Annotated in this window: 22 protein-coding genes and 2 tRNA genes; 12 read left to right on the forward strand and 12 right to left on the reverse strand. The window is 47.6% G+C overall.

Annotated features, from left to right (window positions below; genetic code table 11):
• Window positions 1–25: 25 nt before the first annotated feature.
• The 4 genes from AACU19_RS21155 to AACU19_RS21170 all read right to left on the reverse strand — a co-directional run bounded on the left by AACU19_RS21155 (window position 26) and on the right by AACU19_RS21170 (window position 1,740).
• A tRNA-Tyr gene (locus tag AACU19_RS21155) sits at window positions 26–110 on the reverse strand.
• A gap of 34 nt (window positions 111–144) precedes the next feature.
• Window positions 145–229, reverse strand: a tRNA-Tyr gene (locus AACU19_RS21160).
• A 160-nt stretch (window positions 230–389) separates the two neighbouring features.
• Window positions 390–1,232 (reverse strand): formyltetrahydrofolate deformylase, encoded by an 843-nt coding sequence (purU, locus tag AACU19_RS21165; protein WP_000555849.1) that lies wholly within the window; start codon window positions 1,230–1,232, stop codon window positions 390–392.
• A 49-nt stretch (window positions 1,233–1,281) separates the two neighbouring features.
• The gene (locus AACU19_RS21170; protein WP_001602321.1) at window positions 1,282–1,740 is read right to left on the reverse strand and encodes a YchJ family protein; all 459 of its coding nucleotides are present in this window, start codon (window positions 1,738–1,740) and stop codon (window positions 1,282–1,284) included.
• A 112-nt stretch (window positions 1,741–1,852) separates the two neighbouring features.
• Here AACU19_RS21170 and rssA point away from each other — a divergent pair, with 112 nt between their 5' ends.
• The 3 genes from rssA to galU all read left to right on the forward strand — a co-directional run bounded on the left by rssA (window position 1,853) and on the right by galU (window position 4,973).
• Window positions 1,853–2,758: a patatin-like phospholipase RssA gene (gene rssA, locus AACU19_RS21175; RefSeq protein ID WP_105278501.1), complete on the forward strand. Its 906-nt coding sequence runs from the start codon at window positions 1,853–1,855 to the stop codon at window positions 2,756–2,758.
• Between the two features lie 91 nt (window positions 2,759–2,849).
• Window positions 2,850–3,863 carry a two-component system response regulator RssB gene (gene rssB, locus AACU19_RS21180; RefSeq protein ID WP_000193447.1) on the forward strand — a complete coding sequence of 338 codons (1,014 nt, stop codon included), beginning with the start codon at window positions 2,850–2,852 and terminating at the stop codon, window positions 3,861–3,863.
• Between the two features lie 201 nt (window positions 3,864–4,064).
• Window positions 4,065–4,973, forward strand: coding sequence for a UTP--glucose-1-phosphate uridylyltransferase GalU (gene galU, locus AACU19_RS21185; protein WP_000718995.1), 909 nt, complete (start codon window positions 4,065–4,067; stop codon window positions 4,971–4,973).
• Between the two features lie 143 nt (window positions 4,974–5,116).
• On the opposite strand, the gene hns is transcribed toward galU, so the two are convergent.
• Window positions 5,117–5,530, reverse strand: coding sequence for a histone-like nucleoid-structuring protein H-NS (gene hns / locus AACU19_RS21190; RefSeq protein WP_001287378.1), 414 nt, complete (start codon window positions 5,528–5,530; stop codon window positions 5,117–5,119).
• A gap of 603 nt (window positions 5,531–6,133) precedes the next feature.
• Here hns and tdk point away from each other — a divergent pair.
• Window positions 6,134–6,751 (forward strand): thymidine kinase, encoded by a 618-nt coding sequence (tdk, locus tag AACU19_RS21195; protein WP_000068076.1) that lies wholly within the window; start codon window positions 6,134–6,136, stop codon window positions 6,749–6,751.
• Between the two features lie 302 nt (window positions 6,752–7,053).
• On the opposite strand, the gene adhE is transcribed toward tdk, so the two are convergent.
• Window positions 7,054–9,729, reverse strand: a complete 2,676-nt coding sequence (gene adhE, locus AACU19_RS21200) for a bifunctional acetaldehyde-CoA/alcohol dehydrogenase (RefSeq protein WP_000301634.1) — start codon at window positions 9,727–9,729, stop codon at window positions 7,054–7,056.
• 476 nt (window positions 9,730–10,205) lie between these two features.
• Here adhE and ychE point away from each other — a divergent pair, with 476 nt between their 5' ends.
• On the forward strand, window positions 10,206–10,853 hold the full coding sequence (ychE, locus tag AACU19_RS21205; RefSeq protein ID WP_000616773.1) for an NAAT family transporter YchE: 648 nt from the start codon (window positions 10,206–10,208) through the stop codon (window positions 10,851–10,853).
• Window positions 10,854–11,009: 156 nt separating this feature from the next.
• Here the strand turns inward: ychE and AACU19_RS21210 are convergent, their stop codons facing one another.
• Window positions 11,010–11,171: a hypothetical protein gene (locus AACU19_RS21210; protein ID WP_157945113.1), complete on the reverse strand. Its 162-nt coding sequence runs from the start codon at window positions 11,169–11,171 to the stop codon at window positions 11,010–11,012.
• A 417-nt stretch (window positions 11,172–11,588) separates the two neighbouring features.
• Here AACU19_RS21210 and oppA point away from each other — a divergent pair, with 417 nt between their 5' ends.
• From oppA to oppF, 5 genes are all read left to right on the forward strand, one after another.
• On the forward strand, window positions 11,589–13,220 hold the full coding sequence (oppA, locus tag AACU19_RS21215) for an oligopeptide ABC transporter substrate-binding protein OppA (protein WP_001317786.1): 1,632 nt from the start codon (window positions 11,589–11,591) through the stop codon (window positions 13,218–13,220).
• Window positions 13,221–13,305: 85 nt separating this feature from the next.
• Window positions 13,306–14,226: an oligopeptide ABC transporter permease OppB gene (oppB, locus tag AACU19_RS21220; protein ID WP_000911112.1), complete on the forward strand. Its 921-nt coding sequence runs from the start codon at window positions 13,306–13,308 to the stop codon at window positions 14,224–14,226.
• Window positions 14,227–14,240: 14 nt separating this feature from the next.
• Window positions 14,241–15,149, forward strand: coding sequence for an oligopeptide ABC transporter permease OppC (oppC, locus tag AACU19_RS21225; RefSeq protein ID WP_000979659.1), 909 nt, complete (start codon window positions 14,241–14,243; stop codon window positions 15,147–15,149).
• An 11-nt stretch (window positions 15,150–15,160) separates the two neighbouring features.
• Window positions 15,161–16,174 carry a murein tripeptide/oligopeptide ABC transporter ATP-binding protein OppD gene (oppD, locus tag AACU19_RS21230; RefSeq protein WP_032184011.1) on the forward strand — a complete coding sequence of 338 codons (1,014 nt, stop codon included), beginning with the start codon at window positions 15,161–15,163 and terminating at the stop codon, window positions 16,172–16,174.
• Window positions 16,171–17,175, forward strand: coding sequence for a murein tripeptide/oligopeptide ABC transporter ATP-binding protein OppF (oppF, locus tag AACU19_RS21235; protein WP_000994905.1), 1,005 nt, complete (start codon window positions 16,171–16,173; stop codon window positions 17,173–17,175). The genes oppD and oppF overlap by 4 nt, the downstream gene beginning before the upstream one ends.
• A gap of 52 nt (window positions 17,176–17,227) precedes the next feature.
• Here oppF and AACU19_RS21240 read toward each other — a convergent pair whose 3' ends face one another.
• Both AACU19_RS21240 and cls read right to left on the reverse strand, forming a co-directional pair.
• Entirely contained in the window at window positions 17,228–17,557 is a 330-nt protein-coding gene (locus AACU19_RS21240) for an HI1450 family dsDNA-mimic protein (protein WP_000366959.1), read from the reverse strand.
• 34 nt (window positions 17,558–17,591) lie between these two features.
• Window positions 17,592–19,052: a cardiolipin synthase gene (gene cls / locus AACU19_RS21245; RefSeq protein WP_000214516.1), complete on the reverse strand. Its 1,461-nt coding sequence runs from the start codon at window positions 19,050–19,052 to the stop codon at window positions 17,592–17,594.
• Window positions 19,053–19,194: 142 nt separating this feature from the next.
• Between cls and AACU19_RS21250 the strand changes: the two genes are divergently transcribed.
• Window positions 19,195–19,368 carry a YciY family protein gene (locus AACU19_RS21250; protein WP_001309467.1) on the forward strand — a complete coding sequence of 58 codons (174 nt, stop codon included), beginning with the start codon at window positions 19,195–19,197 and terminating at the stop codon, window positions 19,366–19,368.
• A 54-nt stretch (window positions 19,369–19,422) separates the two neighbouring features.
• On the opposite strand, the gene kch is transcribed toward AACU19_RS21250, so the two are convergent.
• Window positions 19,423–20,676, reverse strand: a complete 1,254-nt coding sequence (gene kch / locus AACU19_RS21255) for a voltage-gated potassium channel protein (protein ID WP_105278503.1) — start codon at window positions 20,674–20,676, stop codon at window positions 19,423–19,425.
• A gap of 300 nt (window positions 20,677–20,976) precedes the next feature.
• Window positions 20,977–21,273 carry a YciI family protein gene (locus AACU19_RS21260; RefSeq protein WP_000967595.1) on the reverse strand — a complete coding sequence of 99 codons (297 nt, stop codon included), beginning with the start codon at window positions 21,271–21,273 and terminating at the stop codon, window positions 20,977–20,979.
• Between the two features lie 223 nt (window positions 21,274–21,496).
• On the opposite strand from AACU19_RS21260, the gene tonB reads away from it, so the two are divergent.
• A complete protein-coding gene (gene tonB, locus AACU19_RS21265; RefSeq protein WP_000171276.1) occupies window positions 21,497–22,216 on the forward strand; it encodes a TonB system transport protein TonB in 720 nt (239 codons plus the stop codon).
• Between the two features lie 39 nt (window positions 22,217–22,255).
• Here the strand turns inward: tonB and yciA are convergent, their stop codons facing one another.
• The gene (yciA, locus tag AACU19_RS21270) at window positions 22,256–22,654 is read right to left on the reverse strand and encodes an acyl-CoA thioester hydrolase YciA (protein WP_000108160.1); all 399 of its coding nucleotides are present in this window, start codon (window positions 22,652–22,654) and stop codon (window positions 22,256–22,258) included.
• Between the last annotated feature and the right edge of the window lie 59 nt (window positions 22,655–22,713).

The raw sequence follows: 22,713 nt of genomic DNA on the forward strand, positions 1-22,713 counted from the left end.
AGAATACAGGGGTTTTTGAAAGTGATGGTGGTGGGGGAAGGATTCGAACCTTCGAAGTCGATGACGGCAGATTTACAGTCTGCTCCCTTTGGCCGCTCGGGAACCCCACCAGGGATAATTCAAATTTTGATGTAATGCTTGAGATGGTGGTGGGGGAAGGATTCGAACCTTCGAAGTCGATGACGGCAGATTTACAGTCTGCTCCCTTTGGCCGCTCGGGAACCCCACCACGGGGTAATGCTTTTTACTGGCCTGCTCCCTTGTGGGGAAGCGGGGCGCATCATATCAAATGACACGCCGCTGTAAAGGGTTACGTTGAGAAAAATGAACTGGTTGCGTAATTTTCATCCGTAACGGATTAAAGGCAACCAGTTCTATTTTGCTGGCGATTAAAGAATAATCGTCCGATTACCGTAAACAAAGACGCGCTGCGCCAGTACTTTGTAGAGTGCGCGACTTAAGACGTTTTTCTCGACGTCACGACCTGCGCGCATCATATCTTCAGCTGTGTAGGTATGATCGACATGAATAACGTCCTGCATGATGATTGGACCTTCGTCCAGATTGTCATTCACATAGTGAGCGGTTGCGCCAATAATCTTCACGCCACGTTCATAGGCCTGGTGATAAGGACGTGCGCCGATAAACGCTGGCAGGAATGAATGGTGAATATTGATGATCTTATTCGGGAAGCGTGCCACAAATTCTGGCGTTAATACCCGCATATACTTCGCCAGCACCACGTAGTCAGGCTGATAAGCATCAATGGCATCCGCCATCTTTTGATCGTGCTCGTTGCGACTTAATCCTTCATGACTTACCAGCTCAAACGGAATATCAAAACGCTCAACCAGAGAACGTAAAGTATCGTGGTTACCAATAACTGCCGCGATTTCGACATCCAGGCCGCCGTAATTGGCTTTCATCAACAAATCGCCAAGGCAATGCGCCTCTTTAGTGACCAGAATCACTATCCGGCGACGACCGGCAGGATTCAGCTCACGTACGGAGCCTTCTGGCAATGCGCTGTCGAGATCCGCCAGCAGGGTGGAATCATTAAAAATTCCTTCCAGTTCCGTGCGCATAAAAAAGCGCCCGGTACGGTGATCAACAAATTCATTGTTCTGCACGATATTTAACTCGTGCTTGTAGCAAATATTGGTAATACGTGCGATCAGACCTTTTTGGTCCGGACAAATAGTACGCAGAACTTTACGTTGGAGTGAATGCATTGCTGGAAAAACCTTGTTGAGAGTGTTTGCTAAACCGTACCGTCAACCATTATTGGCCGCAGCACTTTTTAAATTTTTTACCTGAACCACAAGGGCAGGGATCGTTGCGGCCAAACTGCGGACGTGTACCGTCAATATAGTACCATTGACCGTTTTCTTTCAAAAATCGCGAACGTTCAATTATTGCACCTGTTTTGCCACCTTCGGTAAATCGAGCAACAAAACTGACAAATCCGATATTGTCGCCGTCCTGCCAACAATGTTCAAATACGGTCAATCCCAACCATTCAGTATGCGCAAATCCGGCAATCAATTCGGCACGTAACGCCGCCGCTCCACAAGATGGATGCCAGGTCTTTATTAAATAATCTGCGTCTTGCATCACAAAAGCGCAGTAACGCGAACGCATGAGATGTTCTGGATCAGGTGCAACCTTTTCACCAGACACATAAGGGTGGCAACATAGGCTATACTCGACAGCACTACCACAGGGACAAAGCTGAGACACAAATAATCTCCCTGGAAACAATAACGGCGTATTAACCGCCTGAGTAGCACTATGTTAACCGAGCAGTAGCGATGTTGCTACGATTGCATTCCAGGGGAATCTTGCGGGAATAATGATAAAGATAAAAATAGGGCTGGCGCTGGGATCTGGCGCGGCGAGAGGTTGGTCGCATATTGGCGTTATTAATGCGCTAAAAAAAGTGGGTATTGAAATTGATATCGTTGCAGGATGCTCAATTGGTTCGCTGGTGGGCGCGGCCTATGCATGCGATCGATTATCTGCGCTGGAAGATTGGGTAACCTCTTTCAGTTATTGGGATGTTTTACGCCTGATGGATCTCTCCTGGCAGCGCGGTGGGTTACTGCGCGGCGAGCGTGTCTTCAATCAATATCGCGAAATAATGCCGGAAACAGAGATCGAAAATTGTTCCCGTCGCTTCGCGGCTGTTGCCACCAATTTAAGTACTGGGCGCGAATTATGGTTTACTGAAGGCGATCTCCATCTTGCTATTCGTGCATCATGCAGTATTCCAGGACTAATGGCACCCGTTGCGCATAACGGCTACTGGCTGGTTGATGGGGCAGTAGTTAACCCAATTCCTATTTCGCTCACGCGTGCATTGGGTGCTGATATTGTGATAGCGGTCGACCTGCAGCACGATGCTCATTTGATGCAACAAGATCTGCTCTCCTTTAATGTCAGTGAAGAAAATAGCGAGAATGGTGATTCTCTGCCGTGGCATGCGCGTCTGAAAGAAAGGTTGGGCAGCATAACGACACGTCGGGCGGTGACAGCGCCAACGGCAACAGAGATTATGACCACTTCTATCCAGGTGCTGGAGAACCGCCTTAAAAGGAACCGCATGGCAGGTGATCCGCCCGATATTCTGATTCAACCTGTTTGCCCGCAAATATCTACGCTTGATTTCCATCGCGCGCACGCTGCCATTGCGGCTGGGCAGCTGGCAGTGGAAAAGAAAATGGACGAACTTTTGCCGTTGGTACGCACCAACATTTGACCAGAATTTTTATCTACACTTAAGTTAATTCTGACAGGCGCAGGTGGCAATAGCATGCCACTATTGAGTAAAGCCAGTCAGGGGAGAGAACATGACGCAGCCATTGGTCGGAAAACAGATTCTCATTGTTGAAGATGAGCAGGTATTTCGCTCGCTTCTGGATTCGTGGTTTTCCTCATTGGGAGCGACAACGGTACTGGCGGCTGATGGGGTGGATGCCCTTGAGTTGCTGGGAGGTTTCACTCCAGACCTGATGATATGTGATATCGCGATGCCACGAATGAACGGGCTTAAACTGCTGGAACATATACGCAACAGAGGTGACCAGACACCGGTTCTGGTGATATCTGCCACTGAAAATATGGCAGATATTGCCAAAGCGTTACGTCTGGGCGTTGAAGATGTTTTGCTGAAACCAGTTAAAGATCTGAATCGCTTGCGCGAGATGGTTTTTGCCTGTCTCTATCCCAGCATGTTTAATTCCCGCGTTGAGGAAGAGGAGAGGCTTTTTCGCGACTGGGATGCAATGGTTGATAACCCTGCCGCAGCGGCGAAATTATTACAGGAATTGCAACCGCCGGTTCAGCAGGTGATTTCCCATTGCCGGGTTAATTATCGTCAATTGGTTGCCGCGGACAAACCCGGCCTGGTGCTTGATATTGCCGCACTTTCGGAAAACGATCTTGCATTTTATTGCCTTGATGTCACCAGAGCTGGACATAATGGCGTACTTGCTGCCTTGTTATTACGCGCATTGTTTAACGGATTATTACAGGAACAGCTTGCACATCAAAATCAACGGTTGCCAGAGTTGGGCGCGTTATTGAAGCAGGTAAACCATTTACTCCGTCAGGCCAATCTGCCGGGGCAGTTTCCGCTATTAGTTGGCTATTATCATCGCGAACTGAAAAATCTCATTCTGGTTTCTGCGGGTCTGAATGCGACGTTAAATACTGGCGAACACCAGGTGCAAATCAGTAATGGTGTTCCGTTAGGCACTTTAGGTAACGCTTATTTGAATCAATTGAGCCAGCGATGCGATGCCTGGCAATGCCAAATATGGGGAACCGGTGGTCGGCTTCGCTTGATGTTGTCTGCAGAATGAGCAAACGATAACGCGGGCTAAATTTGCATTACCTGCTAATGTCGGCTGGTGGTACTATCGTCGCCATTCGTATAAGTAATTGTCTTAATTATGCTAACTCGCCTCCTTTTCAGAACTTAGCCCCTTCGGGGTGCTGATATACTGGGATGCGATACAGAAATATGAACACGTTCAAAACACGAACAGTCCAGGAGAATTTAAATGGCTGCCATTAATACGAAAGTCAAAAAAGCCGTTATCCCCGTTGCGGGATTAGGAACCAGGATGTTGCCGGCGACGAAAGCCATCCCGAAAGAGATGCTGCCACTTGTCGATAAGCCATTAATTCAATACGTCGTGAATGAATGTATTGCGGCTGGCATTACTGAAATTGTGCTGGTTACTCACTCATCTAAAAACTCTATTGAAAACCACTTTGATACCAGTTTTGAACTGGAAGCAATGCTGGAAAAACGTGTAAAACGTCAACTGCTTGATGAAGTGCAGTCTATTTGTCCGCCGCACGTGACTATTATGCAAGTTCGTCAGGGGCTGGCGAAAGGCCTGGGACACGCGGTATTGTGTGCTCACCCGGTAGTGGGTGATGAACCTGTGGCTGTTATTTTGCCTGACGTTATTCTGGATGAATATGAATCCGATTTGTCACAGGATAACCTGGCAGAGATGATCCGCCGCTTTGATGAAACGGGTCATAGCCAGATCATGGTTGAACCGGTTGCTGATGTGACCGCATATGGCGTTGTGGATTGCAAAGGCGTTGAATTAGCGCCGGGTGAAAGCGTACCGATGGTTGGCGTGGTTGAAAAACCAAAAGCGGATGTTGCGCCGTCTAATCTCGCTATTGTGGGTCGTTACGTTCTTAGCGCGGATATTTGGCCGTTGCTGGCAAAAACCCCTCCGGGTGCTGGTGATGAAATTCAGCTCACCGACGCAATTGATATGCTGATCGAAAAAGAAACGGTGGAAGCCTATCATATGAAAGGGAAGAGCCATGACTGCGGTAATAAATTAGGTTACATGCAGGCCTTCGTTGAATACGGTATTCGTCATAACACCCTTGGCACGGAATTTAAAGCCTGGCTTGAAGAAGAGATGGGCATTAAGAAGTAACTTCCGTATCGGTGTTATCCACGAAACGGCGTTGAGCAATCGACGCCGTTTTTTTATAGCTTATTCTTATTAAATTGTCTTAAACCGGACAATAAAAAATCCCGCCAATGGCGGGATTTTAAGCAAGTGTCATCTACAAAAGATTATTGCTTGATCAGGAAATCGTCGAGGGATTTACCTTGCTCATCCATTGCTTTTTTGATTACAGCTGGAGTACGACCCTGGCCAGTCCAGGTTTTAGTTTCGCCGTTTTCGTCAACGTAGCTGTATTTTGCCGGACGCTGAGCGCGTTTAGCTTTGGTGCCAGATTTAACGGCAGCAAGGCTATTCAGCAGTTCGTTCGGGTCAATACCGTCAGCGATCAGCATTTCGCGATATTGTTGCAGTTTACGAGTGCGCTCTTCAACTTCAGCAGCAGCCGCGCTTTCTTCTTCGCGACGTTCGTTAACAACAACTTCTAATTTTTCCAGCATTTCTTCCAGCGTTTCAAGTGTACATTCTCTTGCCTGCGCACGAAGAGTACGGATGTTGTTCAGAATTTTAAGTGCTTCGCTCATTGTAGTAATCTCAAACTTATATTGGGGTGGTTTGTTGAGGTAATAATAGAGCCTTAAATTCAGTTGTGCAATAGCCAGGAATGTAAGGAATTCAAAATTGTTCTTTATTTTGTGCCGCCAATAAATATCTTTTCATAAAATTAGCCAGAAAAGACGCGGCATATAGCCCTATTTGCGCCGATGATTTCGCAGCACATGAGGTTAAAACTTCCTGATTCATGTCACATTTTATGGGGAGATTATCGTAGGCTGACGACCTTTCAGTCTTCTGTATTAGTCGTGTTTACGTGAATTCCCTATTAAGCGAATGATGAAAAGTAGAACAGTCGCAATAAGAGCAGGGACTTAGTATTGCACTATCTCCAGGAGGTCAACAGAGGGCTATTACTTGCGCAACAGGTTAAAGATTGTGAATAGTTACCAGCAGTCATTTACCCGCTTATAACAAGCGAGGCAGTTGTAATGATAGCTCAGAAGGATTATGCAAGGCTTCGTAAGGGAGAACGCATATACCACTTCTATGCATACTGTTGAGCTGAAAAACTGACGAATTATGATAAACTCCAGCCAACTTTAATTCATATCATTGAGGGCCTGTGGCTGATGGCACAGCTATATTTCTACTATTCCGCAATGAATGCGGGTAAGTCTACAGCATTGTTGCAATCTTCATACAATTACCAGGAACGCGGCATGCGCACTGTCGTATATACGGCAGAAATTGATGATCGCTTTGGTGCCGGGAAAGTCAGCTCGCGTATAGGTTTGTCATCGCCTGCAAAATTATTTAACCAAAATTCATCATTATTTGATGAGATTCGTGCGGAACATGAACAGCAGGCAATTCATTGCGTACTGGTTGATGAATGCCAGTTTTTAACCAGACAACAAGTATATGAATTATCGGAGGTTGTAGATCAACTCGATATACCCGTACTTTGTTATGGTTTACGTACCGATTTTCGAGGTGAATTATTTATTGGCAGCCAATACTTACTGGCATGGTCCGACAAACTGGTTGAATTAAAAACCATCTGTTTTTGTGGCCGTAAAGCAAGCATGGTGCTGCGTCTTGATCAAGCAGGCAGACCTTATAACGAAGGTGAGCAGGTGGTTATTGGTGGTAATGAACGCTACGTTTCTGTATGCCGCAAACACTATAAAGAGGCGTTAGAAGTCGGCTCATTAACGGCTATTCAGGAAAGGCATCGCCACGATTAATAAGAATTTCTTTACTGACAGGGTGAGCAGGGCGCTTTTATCCTGTCAGTTCATTTTACGCACTTCATCCGGTGTATATACCCTTCTCGACAGTTCTTTAACGCCACTATACCCCTCACAGATCGCTTTTACAGTGACGTTGACTTGTGACCTGTAAAGTACAATATCGCTGTGTGTAGGCGTTATACATCGCCGTAAATATGATGAAGGCAAATGCTGTCGGTTTATGGGAAAGTTGTTTTGGGTAAAACAAAAAAACGGCCCCAGAAGGGACCGTTTATGTTGCCAGACAGCGCTACTTATTAAGCGGATTTCTTCGCTTTTTTCTCAGCTTTAGCCGGAGCGGCTTCTTTTTTCGCTGCAGTTTCACCTTCTACATAATCACGACCGTAGTAGGTATCCAGCAGAATCTGTTTCAGCTCGGAGATCAGTGGGTAACGCGGGTTAGCGCCGGTGCACTGGTCATCGAATGCATCTTCAGACAGTTTATCCACATTCGCCAGGAAGTCTGCTTCCTGAACGCCAGCTTCACGGATAGATTTCGGAATACCCAGTTCAGCTTTCAGCGTTTCCAGCCATGCCAGCAGTTTCTCGATCTTAGCAGCAGTACGGTCGCCCGGTGCGCTCAGACCCAGGTGGTCAGCAATTTCAGCATAACGACGGCGAGCCTGCGGACGGTCATACTGGCTGAATGCAGTCTGCTTGGTCGGGTTGTCATTCGCGTTGTAGCGAATAACGTTACAAATCAGCAGGGCGTTTGCCAGACCGTGCGGAATATGGAACTGGGAACCCAGTTTGTGCGCCATTGAGTGACATACACCCAGGAAGGCGTTCGCAAACGCGATACCCGCGATAGTTGCTGCACTGTGAACACGTTCACGCGCTACCGGATTTTTAGATCCTTCGTGGTAGGACGCTGGCAGATATTCTTTCAGCAGTTTCAGTGCCTGCAGTGCCTGACCATCAGAGAACTCAGATGCCAGTACAGAAACATAAGCTTCCATGGCGTGAGTTACTGCGTCCAGACCACCGAAAGCACACAGGGACTTCGGCATGTCCATAACCAGGTTGGCATCGACAATCGCCATATCCGGGGTCAGCGCATAGTCTGCCAGCGGATATTTCTGACCAGTAGCGTCGTCAGTTACAACCGCAAACGGAGTGACTTCAGAACCTGTACCAGAAGTGGTGGTGACAGCGATCATTTTCGCTTTCACGCCCATTTTCGGGAACTTGTAGATACGTTTACGGATATCCATAAAGCGCAGCGCCAGTTCTTCGAAGTGAGTTTCCGGATGTTCGTACATGACCCACATGATCTTCGCGGCGTCCATCGGGGAACCACCACCCAGCGCGATAATCACGTCTGGTTTGAAGGAGTTTGCCAGTTCTGCACCTTTACGAACGATGCTCAGGGTCGGGTCAGCTTCTACTTCGAAGAAGACTTCAGTTTCAACGCCTGCTGCTTTCAGTACGGAAGTGATCTGATCAGCATAACCATTGTTGAACAGGAAGCGGTCAGTCACGATGAGCGCACGTTTGTGGCCATCAGTAATCACTTCATCCAGCGCGATTGGCAGAGAGCCACGGCGGAAGTAGATAGATTTCGGAAGTTTGTGCCACAACATGTTTTCAGCTCGCTTAGCAACGGTTTTCTTGTTGATCAGGTGTTTCGGACCAACGTTTTCAGAGATGGAGTTACCACCCCAGGAACCACAACCCAGAGTCAGGGAAGGTGCGAGTTTGAAGTTATACAGGTCACCGATACCACCCTGAGACGCCGGGGTGTTGATCAGAATACGGGCCGTTTTCATTTTCTGACCGAAGTAGGCAACGCGAGCCGGTTGGTTATCCTGGTCAGTGTACAGGCAAGAGGTATGACCGATGCCGCCCATAGCAACCAGTTTCTCTGCTTTTTCTACCGCGTCTTCGAAATCTTTAGCACGGTACATTGCCAGAGTCGGGGACAGTTTTTCATGTGCGAACGGTTCGCTTTCATCAACAACGGTCACTTCACCGATCAGAATCTTGGTATTTTCTGGTACAGAGAAGCCTGCCAGTTCAGCAATTTTATAGGCTGGCTGACCAACGATAGCTGCGTTCAGTGCGCCGTTTTTCAGGATAACGTCCTGAACTGCTTTCAGCTCTTTGCCCTGCAGTATGTAACCGCCGTGGGTAGCGAAACGCTCACGTACCGCGTCATAAACAGAGTCAACTACAACAACAGATTGTTCAGAAGCACAGATTACGCCGTTGTCGAAGGTTTTAGACATCAGTACAGATGCAACTGCACGTTTGATATCAGCAGTTTCATCGATAACGACTGGAGTGTTACCCGCGCCTACGCCGATAGCTGGTTTACCGGAGCTGTATGCGGCTTTAACCATACCCGGACCACCGGTCGCGAGGATCAGGTTGATGTCTGGGTGGTGCATCAGCGCGTTAGACAGTTCAACAGAAGGTTGATCGATCCAGCCAATCAGGTCTTTCGGCGCACCAGCAGCGATAGCAGCCTGCAGAACAATATCTGCAGCTTTGTTGGTTGCATCTTTAGCACGCGGGTGCGGGGAGAAGATAATGGCGTTACGGGTCTTCAAGCTGATCAGCGATTTGAAGATAGCCGTTGAAGTCGGGTTAGTAGTCGGAACGATACCGCAAATAATACCGATTGGTTCAGCGATAGTGATGGTACCAAAAGTGTCGTCTTCAGACAGAACACCACAGGTTTTTTCATCTTTATAGGCGTTGTAGATATATTCAGAAGCAAAGTGGTTTTTGATTACTTTATCTTCGACGATACCCATGCCGGATTCGGCAACGGCCATTTTCGCGAGTGGGATTCGAGCATCTGCAGCTGCCAGGGCGGCGGCGCGGAAGATTTTGTCTACTTGCTCTTGAGTGAAACTGGCATATTCACGCTGGGCTTTTTTTACACGCTCTACGAGTGCGTTAAGTTCAGCGACATTAGTAACAGCCATAATGCTCTCCTGATAATGTTAAACTTTTTTAGTAAATCATCTGCTCGAATACGAGAGTATAGTCAGTGCGGTGATGATTTGCTTAACCGATGAAAATCAAAAGCTTACTCGCGCTCACACTCACTGTGATTTACTAAAAGAGTTTAAACATTAGAGCTATTTATCTCTAATGCGTCACTTCCAGGTGGCGTAAGCAAGATTACTCACTTCTGGGTACTGATTACGTGATCCAAATCAAATTTTTGCGAAGCTGACACCTTTCAGCATCGCTTTTCGCCATTATAGCTAACAGTTAATAAATTGTAGTATGGTTTGTTGGTTACATTAGCATGTTTTGTACAACTAGATAACAATAACGAATGATAGCAATTTTAAGTAGTTAGGAGGTGAAAAATGCGGTTAAAAGGCGTATTGTCAGCGCGTCTTTTTAACCTTTTTATGGCTAACATTATCCGGCTTTTGCTTCGGAGCTAACCGTGATTCAGACCCTTTTTGATTTTCCCGTTTACTTCAAATTTTTCATCGGGTTATTTGCGCTGGTCAACCCGGTTGGGATTATTCCCGTCTTTATCAGCATGACCAGTTATCAGACAGCGGCAGCGCGAAACAAAACGAACCTTACAGCCAACTTGTCTGTGGCCATTATCTTGTGGATCTCGCTTTTTCTCGGCGACACGATTCTACAGCTTTTTGGTATATCAATTGATTCGTTCCGTATCGCCGGTGGCATCCTGGTGGTGACGATTGCGATGTCGATGATCAGCGGCAAGCTCGGCGAGGATAAACAGAACAAGCAAGAAAAATCAGAAACCGCGGTACGTGAAAGCATTGGTGTAGTGCCATTGGCGTTGCCGTTGATGGCGGGGCCAGGGGCGATTAGTTCCACCATCGTCTGGGGTACGCGTTATCACAGTATTAGCTATCTATTTGGTTTCTTTGTGGCTATTGCATTGTTTGCTTTATGCTGCTGGGGATTGTTCCGCATGGCACCGTGGCTGGTACGGGTTTTACGCCAGACCGGCATCAACGTGATTACGCGTATTATGGGGCTATTGCTGATGGCGTTGGGGATTGAATTTATCGTTACTGGTATTAAGGGGATTTTCCCCGGCCTGCTTAATTAATTCCTTTCAAATGAAACGGAGCTGACATGCTCCGTTTTTTCGTCATTATTTTTACTTTGTTCCCGCGCAGTTATCAAAAGCAAAAGGAATAGGTAAGAATATTCCTCTGAAATTACAGTTAGTTATAAGGATTTCCTTAACTGCTTCGCCTCACCATCATGTTATTTTCGCCACATCATAATCCTGGGCTTGCTGAAGAATAATTGAAATGATATTAGTAATTCCACTGCCTTTGGTAGAGGAAAGTGCTAAATAATAATCATTTGTTAAATTATTGTGTATTTCACGGCTTAATCTATAGCTAGAAAAGATAGACATGCTTAACAGTTCTCTATTTGATTGAATTGAAAGATGTTTGTTAAAGCATGGACGCGCGCTGTAGATTCTGACACTGTCAATAAAAGAGAATTGCTTAACAATTTTGCAAAATGTATTGGCGAGTAAGAAGCGCATTTGGTACTTTCCGACCAACCGCCAGGCGATTTTTATTGGTAATGAGAATAATTAACAATTAAAGAGCGTCGCAAAAGAATAATGTGTCTCGACAGGGGAGACACAGTACGAATCGACATAAGGTGATCGTCTGAATCACCAGAATAAATAAAGTCGGTGATAGCAATCCGTAACGATAAAGTAACCTGACAGCAGAAAGTCTCCGAGCCTGTGCAGGGTCCCAATCCGGGATTACACATGCTGGTTAATACCAGTAATTATAATGAGGGAGTCCAAAAAACAATGACCAACATCACCAAGAGAAGTTTAGTAGCAGCTGGCGTTCTGGCTGCGCTTATGGCAGGGAATGTCGCGCTGGCAGCTGATGTACCCGCAGGCGTCACACTGGCGGAAAAACAAACGCTGGTACGTAACAATGGTTCAGAAGTTCAGTCATTAGATCCGCACAAAATTGAAGGTGTTCCGGAGTCTAATATCAGCCGAGACCTGTTTGAAGGCTTACTGGTCAGCGATCTTGACGGTCATCCGGCTCCTGGCGTCGCTGAATCCTGGGATAATAAAGACGCGAAAGTCTGGACCTTCCATTTGCGTAAAGATGCGAAATGGTCTGATGGCACGCCAGTCACAGCACAAGACTTTGTGTATAGCTGGCAACGTTCTGTTGATCCAAACACCGCTTCTCCGTATGCCAGTTATCTGCAATATGGGCATATCGCCGGTATTGATGAAATTCTTGAAGGGAAAAAACCGATTACCGATCTCGGCGTGAAAGCTATTGATGATCACACATTAGAAGTCACCTTAAGTGAACCTGTTCCGTACTTCTATAAATTACTTGTTCACCCATCAACTTCACCGGTGCCAAAAGCCGCTATCGAGAAATTCGGCGAAAAATGGACCCAGCCTGGTAATATCATCACCAACGGTGCCTATACCTTAAAAGATTGGGTCGTAAACGAACGAATCGTTCTTGAACGCAGCCCAACCTACTGGAACAACGCGAAAACCGTTATTAACCAGGTAACCTATTTGCCTATTGCTTCTGAAGTTACCGATGTCAACCGCTACCGTAGTGGTGAAATCGACATGACTTATAACAACATGCCGATCGAATTGTTCCAGAAGCTGAAAAAAGAGATCCCGGACGAAGTTCACGTTGATCCATACCTGTGCACTTATTATTACGAAATTAACAACCAGAAACCGCCATTCAACGATGTACGTGTGCGTACCGCACTGAAACTGGGTATGGACCGCGATATCATTGTTAATAAAGTGAAAGCGCAGGGCGACATGCCCGCCTATGGTTACACTCCACCGTATACTGATGGCGCAAAATTGACTCAGCCGGAATGGTTTGGCTGGAGCCAGGAAAAACGTAACGAAGAAGCGAAAAAACTGCTGGCTGAAGCGGGTTATACCGCAGACAAACCGTTGACCATCAACCTGTTGTATAACACCTCCGATCTGCATAAAAAGCTGGCGATTGCTGCCTCTTCATTGTGGAAGAAAAACATTGGTGTAAACGTCAAACTGGTTAACCAGGAGTGGAAAACGTTCCTCGACACCCGTCACCAGGGCACTTTTGATGTGGCCCGTGCAGGCTGGTGCGCAGACTACAACGAACCAACCTCCTTCCTGAACACCATGCTGTCGAACAGCTCGATGAATACCGCGCATTATAAGAGCCCGGCCTTTGACAGCATTATGGCGGAAACGCTGAAAGCGACTGACGAGGCGCAGCGCACAGCTCTGTACACTAAAGCAGAACAACAGCTGGATAAGGATTCGGCCATTGTTCCTGTTTATTACTACGTGAATGCGCGTCTGGTGAAACCGTGGGTTGGTGGCTATACCGGCAAAGATCCGCTGGATAATACCTACACCCGGAATATGTACATTGTGAAGCACTAATGGCAATACGTGGGGCAGGAGTGTCCTGCTCCACGGTGTCTGATTTTTATCGCATTACAGAAGGCACAGGCCAGAAGGTAGGGCAATGTTAAAATTTATTCTACGTCGCTGTCTGGAAGCGATTCCGACGCTATTTATTCTTATTACTATTTCGTTCTTCATGATGCGCCTCGCGCCGGGAAGCCCTTTTACCGGCGAACGTACTTTACCGCCAGAAGTGATGGCCAATATCGAAGCGAAATATCATCTTAATGATCCGATCATGACACAGTATTTCAGCTACCTGAAACAACTGGCGCATGGCGATTTCGGTCCATCGTTTAAATATAAAGATTATTCGGTCAACGACCTGGTTGCATCCAGTTTTCCCGTTTCTGCCAAACTGGGAGCCGCAGCATTTTTCCTTGCGGTAATACTGGGTGTTAGTGCTGGCGTTATTGCCGCATTAAAACAAAACACCAAATGGGACTATACCGTGATGGGGCTGGCAATGACCGGGGTTGTTATCCCCAGTTTTGTGGTTGCACCATTATTAGTCATGATATTTGCGATCATTTTGCATTGGCTGCCGGGCGGTGGCTGGAATGGTGGTGCGCTTAAATTCATGATACTGCCAATGGTGGCGTTGTCACTCGCCTATATCGCCAGTATTGCGCGTATTACCCGTGGCTCTATGATTGAAGTATTACACTCCAACTTTATTCGTACTGCCCGGGCGAAAGGGTTACCTATGCGGCGGATCATTTTACGCCACGCATTAAAACCTGCTCTGTTACCCGTGCTCTCCTATATGGGCCCTGCATTTGTCGGCATTATTACCGGTTCTATGGTCATCGAAACCATTTATGGTTTACCGGGGATTGGGCAATTGTTCGTTAATGGCGCATTGAATCGTGACTATTCCTTAGTGTTAAGTCTGACCATTCTGGTTGGCGCGTTAACCATTTTGTTTAATGCCATTGTCGATGTGCTATATGCGGTTATCGACCCGAAAATCCGTTACTGATACTGGAGCTCGCGATGATGTTAAGTAAGAAAAACAGCGAGACGCTGGAAAATTTCAGTGAAAAGCTGGAGGTCGAAGGGCGCAGCTTGTGGCAGGACGCACGTCGACGTTTTATGCATAACCGTGCGGCGGTTGCCAGTCTGATAGTGCTGGTGCTAATCGCGTTATTTGTAATCCTGGCACCGATGCTTTCGCAGTTTGCCTATGACGATACTGACTGGGCGATGATGTCCAGCGCCCCAGATATGGAGTCCGGTCACTACTTTGGTACTGACTCATCCGGTCGCGACCTGCTTGTGCGTGTTGCGATTGGCGGGCGTATCTCACTCATGGTCGGTGTTGCTGCGGCACTGGTGGCAGTGGTCGTGGGGACACTTTATGGTTCGCTTTCCGGTTATCTGGGCGGTAAAGTGGATTCGGTAATGATGCGTCTGCTGGAAATCCTCAACTCCTTCCCATTCATGTTCTTCGTCATTTTGCTGGTGACCTTTTTCGGTCAAAACATCCTGCTGATTTTCGTGGCGATTGGCATGGTTTCCTGGCTGGATATGGCTCGTATTGTGCGTGGGCAAACCCTGAGTCTGAAGCGTAAAGAGTTTATTGAGGCGGCACAAGTTGGCGGTGTATCGACGCCAGGCATTGTTATTCGCCACATTGTACCGAACGTACTCGGTGTGGTGGTGGTCTACGCATCGCTACTGGTGCCCAGCATGATCCTCTTTGAATCTTTCCTTAGCTTCCTGGGGTTGGGGACGCAAGAGCCGTTAAGCAGCTGGGGCGCATTGCTGAGCGATGGCGCGAACTCGATGGAAGTCTCTCCATGGTTACTGTTGTTCCCAGCGGGATTCCTCGTGGTGACGCTGTTTTGTTTCAACTTTATCGGCGATGGCTTGCGTGATGCCCTCGACCCGAAAGATCGTTAAGGAGTGCAGCCATGAGCGTAATTGAAACTGCAACTGTGCCGCTCGCACAACAACAGGCTGACGCACTGCTGAACGTGAAAGATTTGCGTGTCACCTTTAGTACCCCGGATGGCGACGTCACGGCGGTCAATGATTTGAATTTTTCTCTACGTGCCGGGGAAACGCTGGGCATTGTAGGTGAGTCTGGTTCGGGTAAATCGCAAACTGCATTTGCGTTGATGGGCCTGCTGGCTGCCAACGGACGTATTGGCGGATCGGCAACCTTCAATGGGCGTGAAATCCTCAATTTGCCAGAGCGTGAACTCAATAAACTGCGTGCTGAACAAATCTCAATGATTTTTCAGGATCCGATGACTTCGTTGAATCCCTATATGCGCGTCGGTGAGCAGTTGATGGAAGTGCTGATGTTGCATAAGAACATGAGCAAATCTGAGGCGTTTGAAGAGTCGGTGCGGATGCTCGATGCGGTAAAAATGCCGGAAGCGCGTAAACGCATGAAGATGTTTCCGCATGAATTTTCTGGCGGCATGCGTCAAAGAGTCATGATTGCGATGGCATTGCTATGTCGACCTAAGCTGCTGATTGCTGATGAACCCACTACTGCGCTGGACGTCACCGTACAGGCGCAGATCATGACGCTATTGAATGAACTGAAGCGGGAATTTAATACCGCCATCATTATGATCACCCACGATCTTGGCGTGGTGGCAGGGATCTGCGACAAAGTGCTGGTAATGTACGCCGGGCGCACGATGGAATATGGCAACGCGCGCGATGTCTTTTATCAACCCGTTCATCCTTATTCTATCGGTTTACTCAACGCGGTGCCGCGTCTCGATGCGGAAGGTGAAACAATGTTGACCATCCCGGGTAATCCGCCAAACCTGTTGCGATTACCGAAAGGTTGCCCGTTCCAGCCACGTTGTCCGCATGCGATGGAAATTTGTAGTAGCGCACCGCCGCTGGAAGAGTTTACACCTGGCCGTCTGCGTGCTTGCTTTAAACCGGTGGAGGAACTGTTATGAATGCTGTAACCGAAGGAAGAAAAGTCCTCCTCGAAATCGCCGATCTGAAAGTGCACTTTGAAATCAAAGATGGCAAACAGTGGTTCTGGCAACCGCCGAAAACGCTCAAAGCCGTAGATGGTGTAACTCTTCGCCTGTATGAAGGGGAAACATTAGGTGTGGTAGGGGAGTCGGGATGCGGTAAGTCCACCTTTGCTCGCGCCATCATTGGCCTGGTTAAAGCGACCGACGGTCATGTTGCCTGGTTAGGTAAAGAGTTGCTGGGCATGAAGCCCGATGAATGGCGTGCCGTTCGCAGTGATATTCAGATGATTTTCCAGGATCCATTGGCATCGCTTAACCCGCGTATGACCATCGGCGAGATCATCGCTGAACCACTGCGTACTTATCATCCGAAAATGTCACGCCAGGAAGTTCGCGAGCGCGTGAAGGCGATGATGCTGAAAGTCGGGTTATTGCCTAACCTGATTAACCGCTATCCGCATGAGTTCTCTGGTGGGCAGTGCCAGCGTATCGGGATTGCTCGTGCTCTTATTCTTGAACCGAAGCTGATTATCTGTGATGAGCCGGTGTCGGCGCTGGACGTGTCAATTCAGGCGCAGGTGGTCAACCTGCTCCAGCAGCTGCAACGCGAGATGGGATTGTCATTAATTTTTATCGCTCACGACCTGGCCGTGGTAAAACACATTTCCGATCGTGTGCTGGTGATGTATCTCGGCCATGCGGTAGAACTGGGGACCTATGATGAGGTCTACCACAATCCGCTACATCCTTACACCAGGGCATTGATGTCGGCAGTCCCCATACCTGATCCGGATCTGGAGAAGAACAAAACTATCCAGTTACTGGAAGGGGAATTACCGTCGCCGATCAACCCGCCTTCCGGTTGTGTTTTCCGTACCCGTTGCCCGATTGCCGGTCCAGAGTGTGCCAAAACACGTCCTGTGCTGGAGGGGAGTTTCAGACACGCCGTGTCTTGCCTGAAAGTCGATCCGCTTTAAACAAAATAAGGGCTGACAATTGTCAGCCCTTTTTCACGCCGAAAGCGATTATTTATTCCCGCCAGATGATATGGCACAGTTTGTGATCTTTTTCGCGGCATAACAGAATGCGGGCGAAAACATCGTTGATTTCACCATCTTCACTGTCCGCCAGACCAATCACCACTTCGGCAAAAAAGTCCGGGTTCAAATCGAAATCAACATGTTCCTGCCAGTCTTCTGCCGGATCGAATAACTCCGCGCCGCCGCGCTCTTCAAACTGAAGATTGAACAGCAGAACATCCGCTGGATCGAGATTGTCGGCAGCCAGTTCGAGAAAAATATCGTAGGCCTGCTCAAGCGTTTCATCTTCAGTCAGGCGATTGTTTAGATCCATATCCATAGTCACTACCTGTTTAACCTCTGTTGGCGACGTTTTACAGCAACGGGCTGAAGAAGTAAAACAGTCGCTCGGCGACACGTTGCCATAATGGGCGTTTTAGCCATAAACGGGCATCGAGCAGACGAGAACGCGAAATATAATCGTCCTGAACGGCGGCGAGGTCAGCACCAAACCCTTTATCGTCGATTGCCAGGGTAATCTCGAAATTCAGCCACAGACTACGCATATCAAGGTTAACGGTACCAACCAGACTTAATTCGCCATCGACCAGCACGCTCTTGGTATGCAATAACCCGCCTTCAAACTGATAAATTTTAACCCCAGCAGCCAGCAGTTCCGTAAAGAACGCGCGACTGGCCCAGCCAACCAGCATTGAATCATTTTTTCGCGGAAGGATAATACTGACATCCACCCCGCGCTGCGCCGCCGTGCAAATCGCATGAAGTAAATCATCGCTGGGCACAAAGTAGGGCGTTGTCATGATCAAATATTCACGTGCCGAATAAGCCGCAGTCAGTAATGCCTGGTGAATGAGATCTTCCGGAAAGCCGGGGCCAGAAGCAATTGTGTGAATGGTGTGACCGCTGGCCTGCTCAAACGGCATAATATTGACATCTGGTGGTGGCGGCAGAATTCGTTTCCCGGTTTCAATCTCCCAGTCGCAGGAATATATAATCCCCATCGCGGTGGCGATCGGACCTTCCATACGCGCCATCAGATCAATCCATTGCCCTACACCCGCATCCTGTTTGAAGTAGCGAGGGTCGACCATATTCATGCTGCCGGTGTACGCGATGTAATTATCGATCATGATCATCTTGCGATGTTGGCGCAGATCCATACGGCGTAAAAACACACGCATCAGATTGACCTTTAATGCTTCGACCACTTCAATGCCGGCATTACGCATTAGCTCTGGCCACGGGCTGCGGAAAAAAGCCACACTTCCGGCAGAGTCGAGCATTAGTCGGCAATGAATACCACGACGTGCAGCGGCCATTAATGATTCTGCCACCTGGTCCGCCATGCCGCCGGGTTGCCAGATATAAAACACCATCTCAATATTATGGCGAGCGAGTTGGATATCGCGGATTAACGCCTGCATCACATCATCTGACTCGGTCATCAGTTGTAGCTGATTCCCTTTAACCCCAGCGATACCCTGACGACGTTCACAGAGCTTGAATAATGGCGCTGCGACACTGCTGTTTTCTTCGGCGAAGATATGCTTACAGGCTTTAAGGTCGTTAAGCCATTTTGCGGTGGAAGGCCACATCGCTCTGGCGCGCTCAGCGCGGCGTTTGCCTAAATGGAGCTCGCCAACGGCAAGATAGGCAATAATTCCGACTAAGGGCAGAATGTAAATGATCAACAGCCAGGCCATCGCGGAGGGAACTGCGCGTCGTTTCATTAGAATGCGTAAAGTTACGCCTGCAATGAGCAACCAGTATCCCAGAATGGCCAACCAACTCACCAACGTATAAACGGTTGTCATAGATTAGAAATCCTTTTGAAAGCGCATTGTTATGAGTTTACGCATATGGATTCATCTGGCAAATAAAAACGCGGGAAAAGCACTGGTCAGCATCGGGGGCGGGGGTATAATGACCATTCTGTTATTGCATAGAGTAGTTAACATGAAGCGGAGTAGAACGGAAGTGGGGCGCTGGCGCATGCAGCGTCAGGCTAGCCGACGTAAATCGCGTTGGCTTGAGGGGCAGTCGCGCCGAAATATGCGTATCCACAGCATCAGGAAGTGCATTCTAAACAAACAGCGTAACTCGTTATTGTTTGCGATCTACAATATCTAAATGTTCTGGGCACCATTGCGGTGCCCAATAAGTTTGCCCTTTCGTCTTCAAACTCTATTTTTGCGCCGATTCTTTGCTGTCAGTTTTCGTTTCTTGTTCATCGTTATCGCTGAAAATGCCATGACCGGAGTTCAACAACATTGAAACGAGCATATCATTATTAATCTCTTCACCATTTAAGACCCGCGCCAGAATTTCGCTGCCAAACAGTTGCGGCGAGAGAATAATATCCGGATGTACCATCTTAATCTTATTAAGGTTTTTGCTATCACTGACGGCGAGAACTGTTTTGACATCATTGCTCATATCTTTTGCCGAGAGCACAACAAACGCGTTATCTGCGTCGTTATCACTCAGCGCCAGAATGGCCCGGCATCGATCGATTCCTGCTTTCTTTAATACTGAACTGTCATTACTGTCACCGGGGATAACATCAGCGTTATCACCTAAGCGTTGCTCAAGTTGCTTGATATCATCTTCAGGCAAGTTGCTGATAACCGTTACATTTTGTCCGCGTTGATTCAGTTGCAGAATCGTATTGATGGCGAGAATCGAATGCCCGCAAACAATAAAATGATCTTTACGATGCATTGTATGATTTTTTCCTTTTACAAGTTTGTTGAATCCCCCGCGGATAAGCGGACCAAAAATTGAAGTCATGGAGGTGGCAAAAACGGTAATGCCGGAAATAATGACCGAAATAGTGAATAATCGTGCTGATTCAGAAACAGGGACAATATCGCCATAGCCGACGGTTGACATGGTTTCTATCGAAAAATAGAACGCGGTCATCAAACTTTCTATTCGCGGATTAAAACCTTCGCTTAAATAAAGCGCACCGTAGGTGGAGTAAAACAGTAACGTCGTGAAACTAATAAATGCGAAAATTGTCCCGGCTGCAGCGCTACTGTGGGAGAAGTCTTTGCGCAGTATCAGCAAAAACACCAGCGTAAAAATGCAAAATCCAATACTAAATTTCAGCCAGGGATAAAAATGCAGGGTGTAAATTAGCGCTATCAACAACAAAATGATACTGATTGCCCATGCGAGCTTTGCCCGGAACAGTAAGCCAATGGAGTTCAGGACAAGAAAGACGCCGAGCATAAAGAGTGGGGCATTTGCCAGCAAGGAGAGATCTAACTCTGAAAAGGCTTTGATATGGAAAATATCAAGCAAATTGACCGACATACCATAGATTGTTTTAAAAATAAGCAATCCATTTAAAAAGACGGCCAGCGCGAGAATGTCGTGCCGTAGGGTCACCCATAAATTTGTTGCTGTTTGTTTGAATGTAGTCCAGTGACTCACTGATACCTCTGTAACCACAATTTTGTTTAATTATCTCAACGTGCACATTTTCTGAACATACATGCAGCACGTGAATGTGTTAAACAATAGTAGATGACTTTATCTGAAGTAATCAAAGGTTTTGAGTGAGCAACTCTGCGTCAGGAAAGGGCATTTTTCCTGAATATGCTCACATCATATAAAGAAATACAGATAAAGTTATTATCTGCTTGTGGGGGTGAATGCACTGACCGACCTATAAGGAAAGGCCAAACTAGAACACGGTTGCTAAAACCGTGCCCTTAAATATTGAATCTCTATTCAGAACACTTTCTTAAATGGTTTCACTGAAACGTGTTCATAGACTCCTGCCGCTACGTACGGGTCAGCATCGGCCCAGGCCTGAGCTGCTTCCAGCGATTCAAATTCAGCAATAACGGTTGAGCCAGTAAATCCCGCAGCCCCTGGATCGTTACTGTCTACTGCTGGCATTGGACCTGCGGTCAACAATCGACCTTCATCATGCAGTAACTGTAAACGTGCTAAATGTGCCGGACGAACGGAAAGGCGTTTTTCGAGGCTATCAGCTTTGTCTTGAGCGTAAATAACATACAACACGGGCACAACTCCTTGTTCGGGAAAGTTGTAAAGTACGTTATTTGAAAGGGCGAAGATCTGCAACGGAAAGATGATGTCTTTGTTAAGACCATGCATAAAGTAAGGTCAATTACGCCAAAAATGACATTTTCACTGATCCTGATCGTCTTGCCTTATTGAATATGATTGCTATTTGCATTTAAAATCGAGGCCTGGTTTTTCTACTGAAATGATTATGACTTCAATGACCCTTGATTTACCTCGCCGCTTCCCCTGGCCGACGTTACTTTCGGTCTGCATTCATGGTGCTGTTGTGGCGGGTCTGCTCTATACCTCGGTACATCAGGTTATTGAACTACCTGCGCCTGCGCAGCCAATTTCTGTCACGATGGTTGCGCCTGCGGATCTCGAACCGCCACAAGCCGTTCAGCCGCCACCGGAGCCGGTGGTAGAGCCAGAACCGGAACCTGAGCCGATCCCTGAACCGCCAAAAGAAGCACCGGTGGTCATTGAAAAGCCTAAGCCGAAACCTAAGCCAAAACCGAAGCCGGTGAAAAAGGTACAGGAGCAGCCAAAACGCGATGTCAAACCCGTAGAGTCGCGTCCGGCATCACCGTTTGAAAATACGGCACCCGCGCGCCCGACATCAAGTACGGCGACGGCTGCAACCAGCAAGCCGGTTACAAGTGTGGCTTCAGGACCACGCGCATTAAGTCGCAATCAGCCGCAGTATCCGGCACGAGCACAGGCATTGCGCATTGAAGGGCAGGTTAAAGTTAAATTTGATGTCACGCCGGATGGTCGCGTGGATAACGTGCAAATCCTCTCAGCCAAGCCTGCGAACATGTTTGAGCGTGAGGTGAAAAATGCGATGCGCAGATGGCGTTATGAGCCGGGTAAGCCAGGCAGTGGGATTGTGGTGAATATCCTGTTTAAAATTAACGGCACCACCGAAATTCAGTAAGCAGAAAGTCAAAAGCCTCCGACCGGAGGCTTTTGACTATTACTCAACAGGTAAGGCGCGAGGTTTTCCTTCAGGATCAACCGCGACATACTTAAATAATGCTTCTGTCGCTTTATAGCGTTGCCCGATGGGTTCAGACGCGACTTTTTTCACCCACACTTCAATATTAATGCTGACCGATGTCGTCCCTTTCTGGACACAGCGTGCATAGCAGCACACCACATCGCCGACCGCAACCGGTCGTAAGAAAGTCATTCCTTCAACCCGCACGGTCACTACGCGACCGTGCGCAATTTCTTTCGCCAGAATAGCGCCGCCAATATCCATTTGTGACATTAACCAACCACCAAAGATGTCACCATTGGCATTGGTATCGGCGGGCATGGCTAAAGTACGTAAAACAAGATCGCCCTGAGGGACGTTATGTGTTGTAGACATGGTAAAACCGACTTAAAAGGAAAATCACAGGCGCGATGCTACTATGATTTTCCTGAGGA

The organism is Escherichia sp. MOD1-EC4550, from assembly GCF_963876935.1.
Lineage (GTDB): Bacteria > Pseudomonadota > Gammaproteobacteria > Enterobacterales > Enterobacteriaceae > Escherichia > Escherichia coli_F.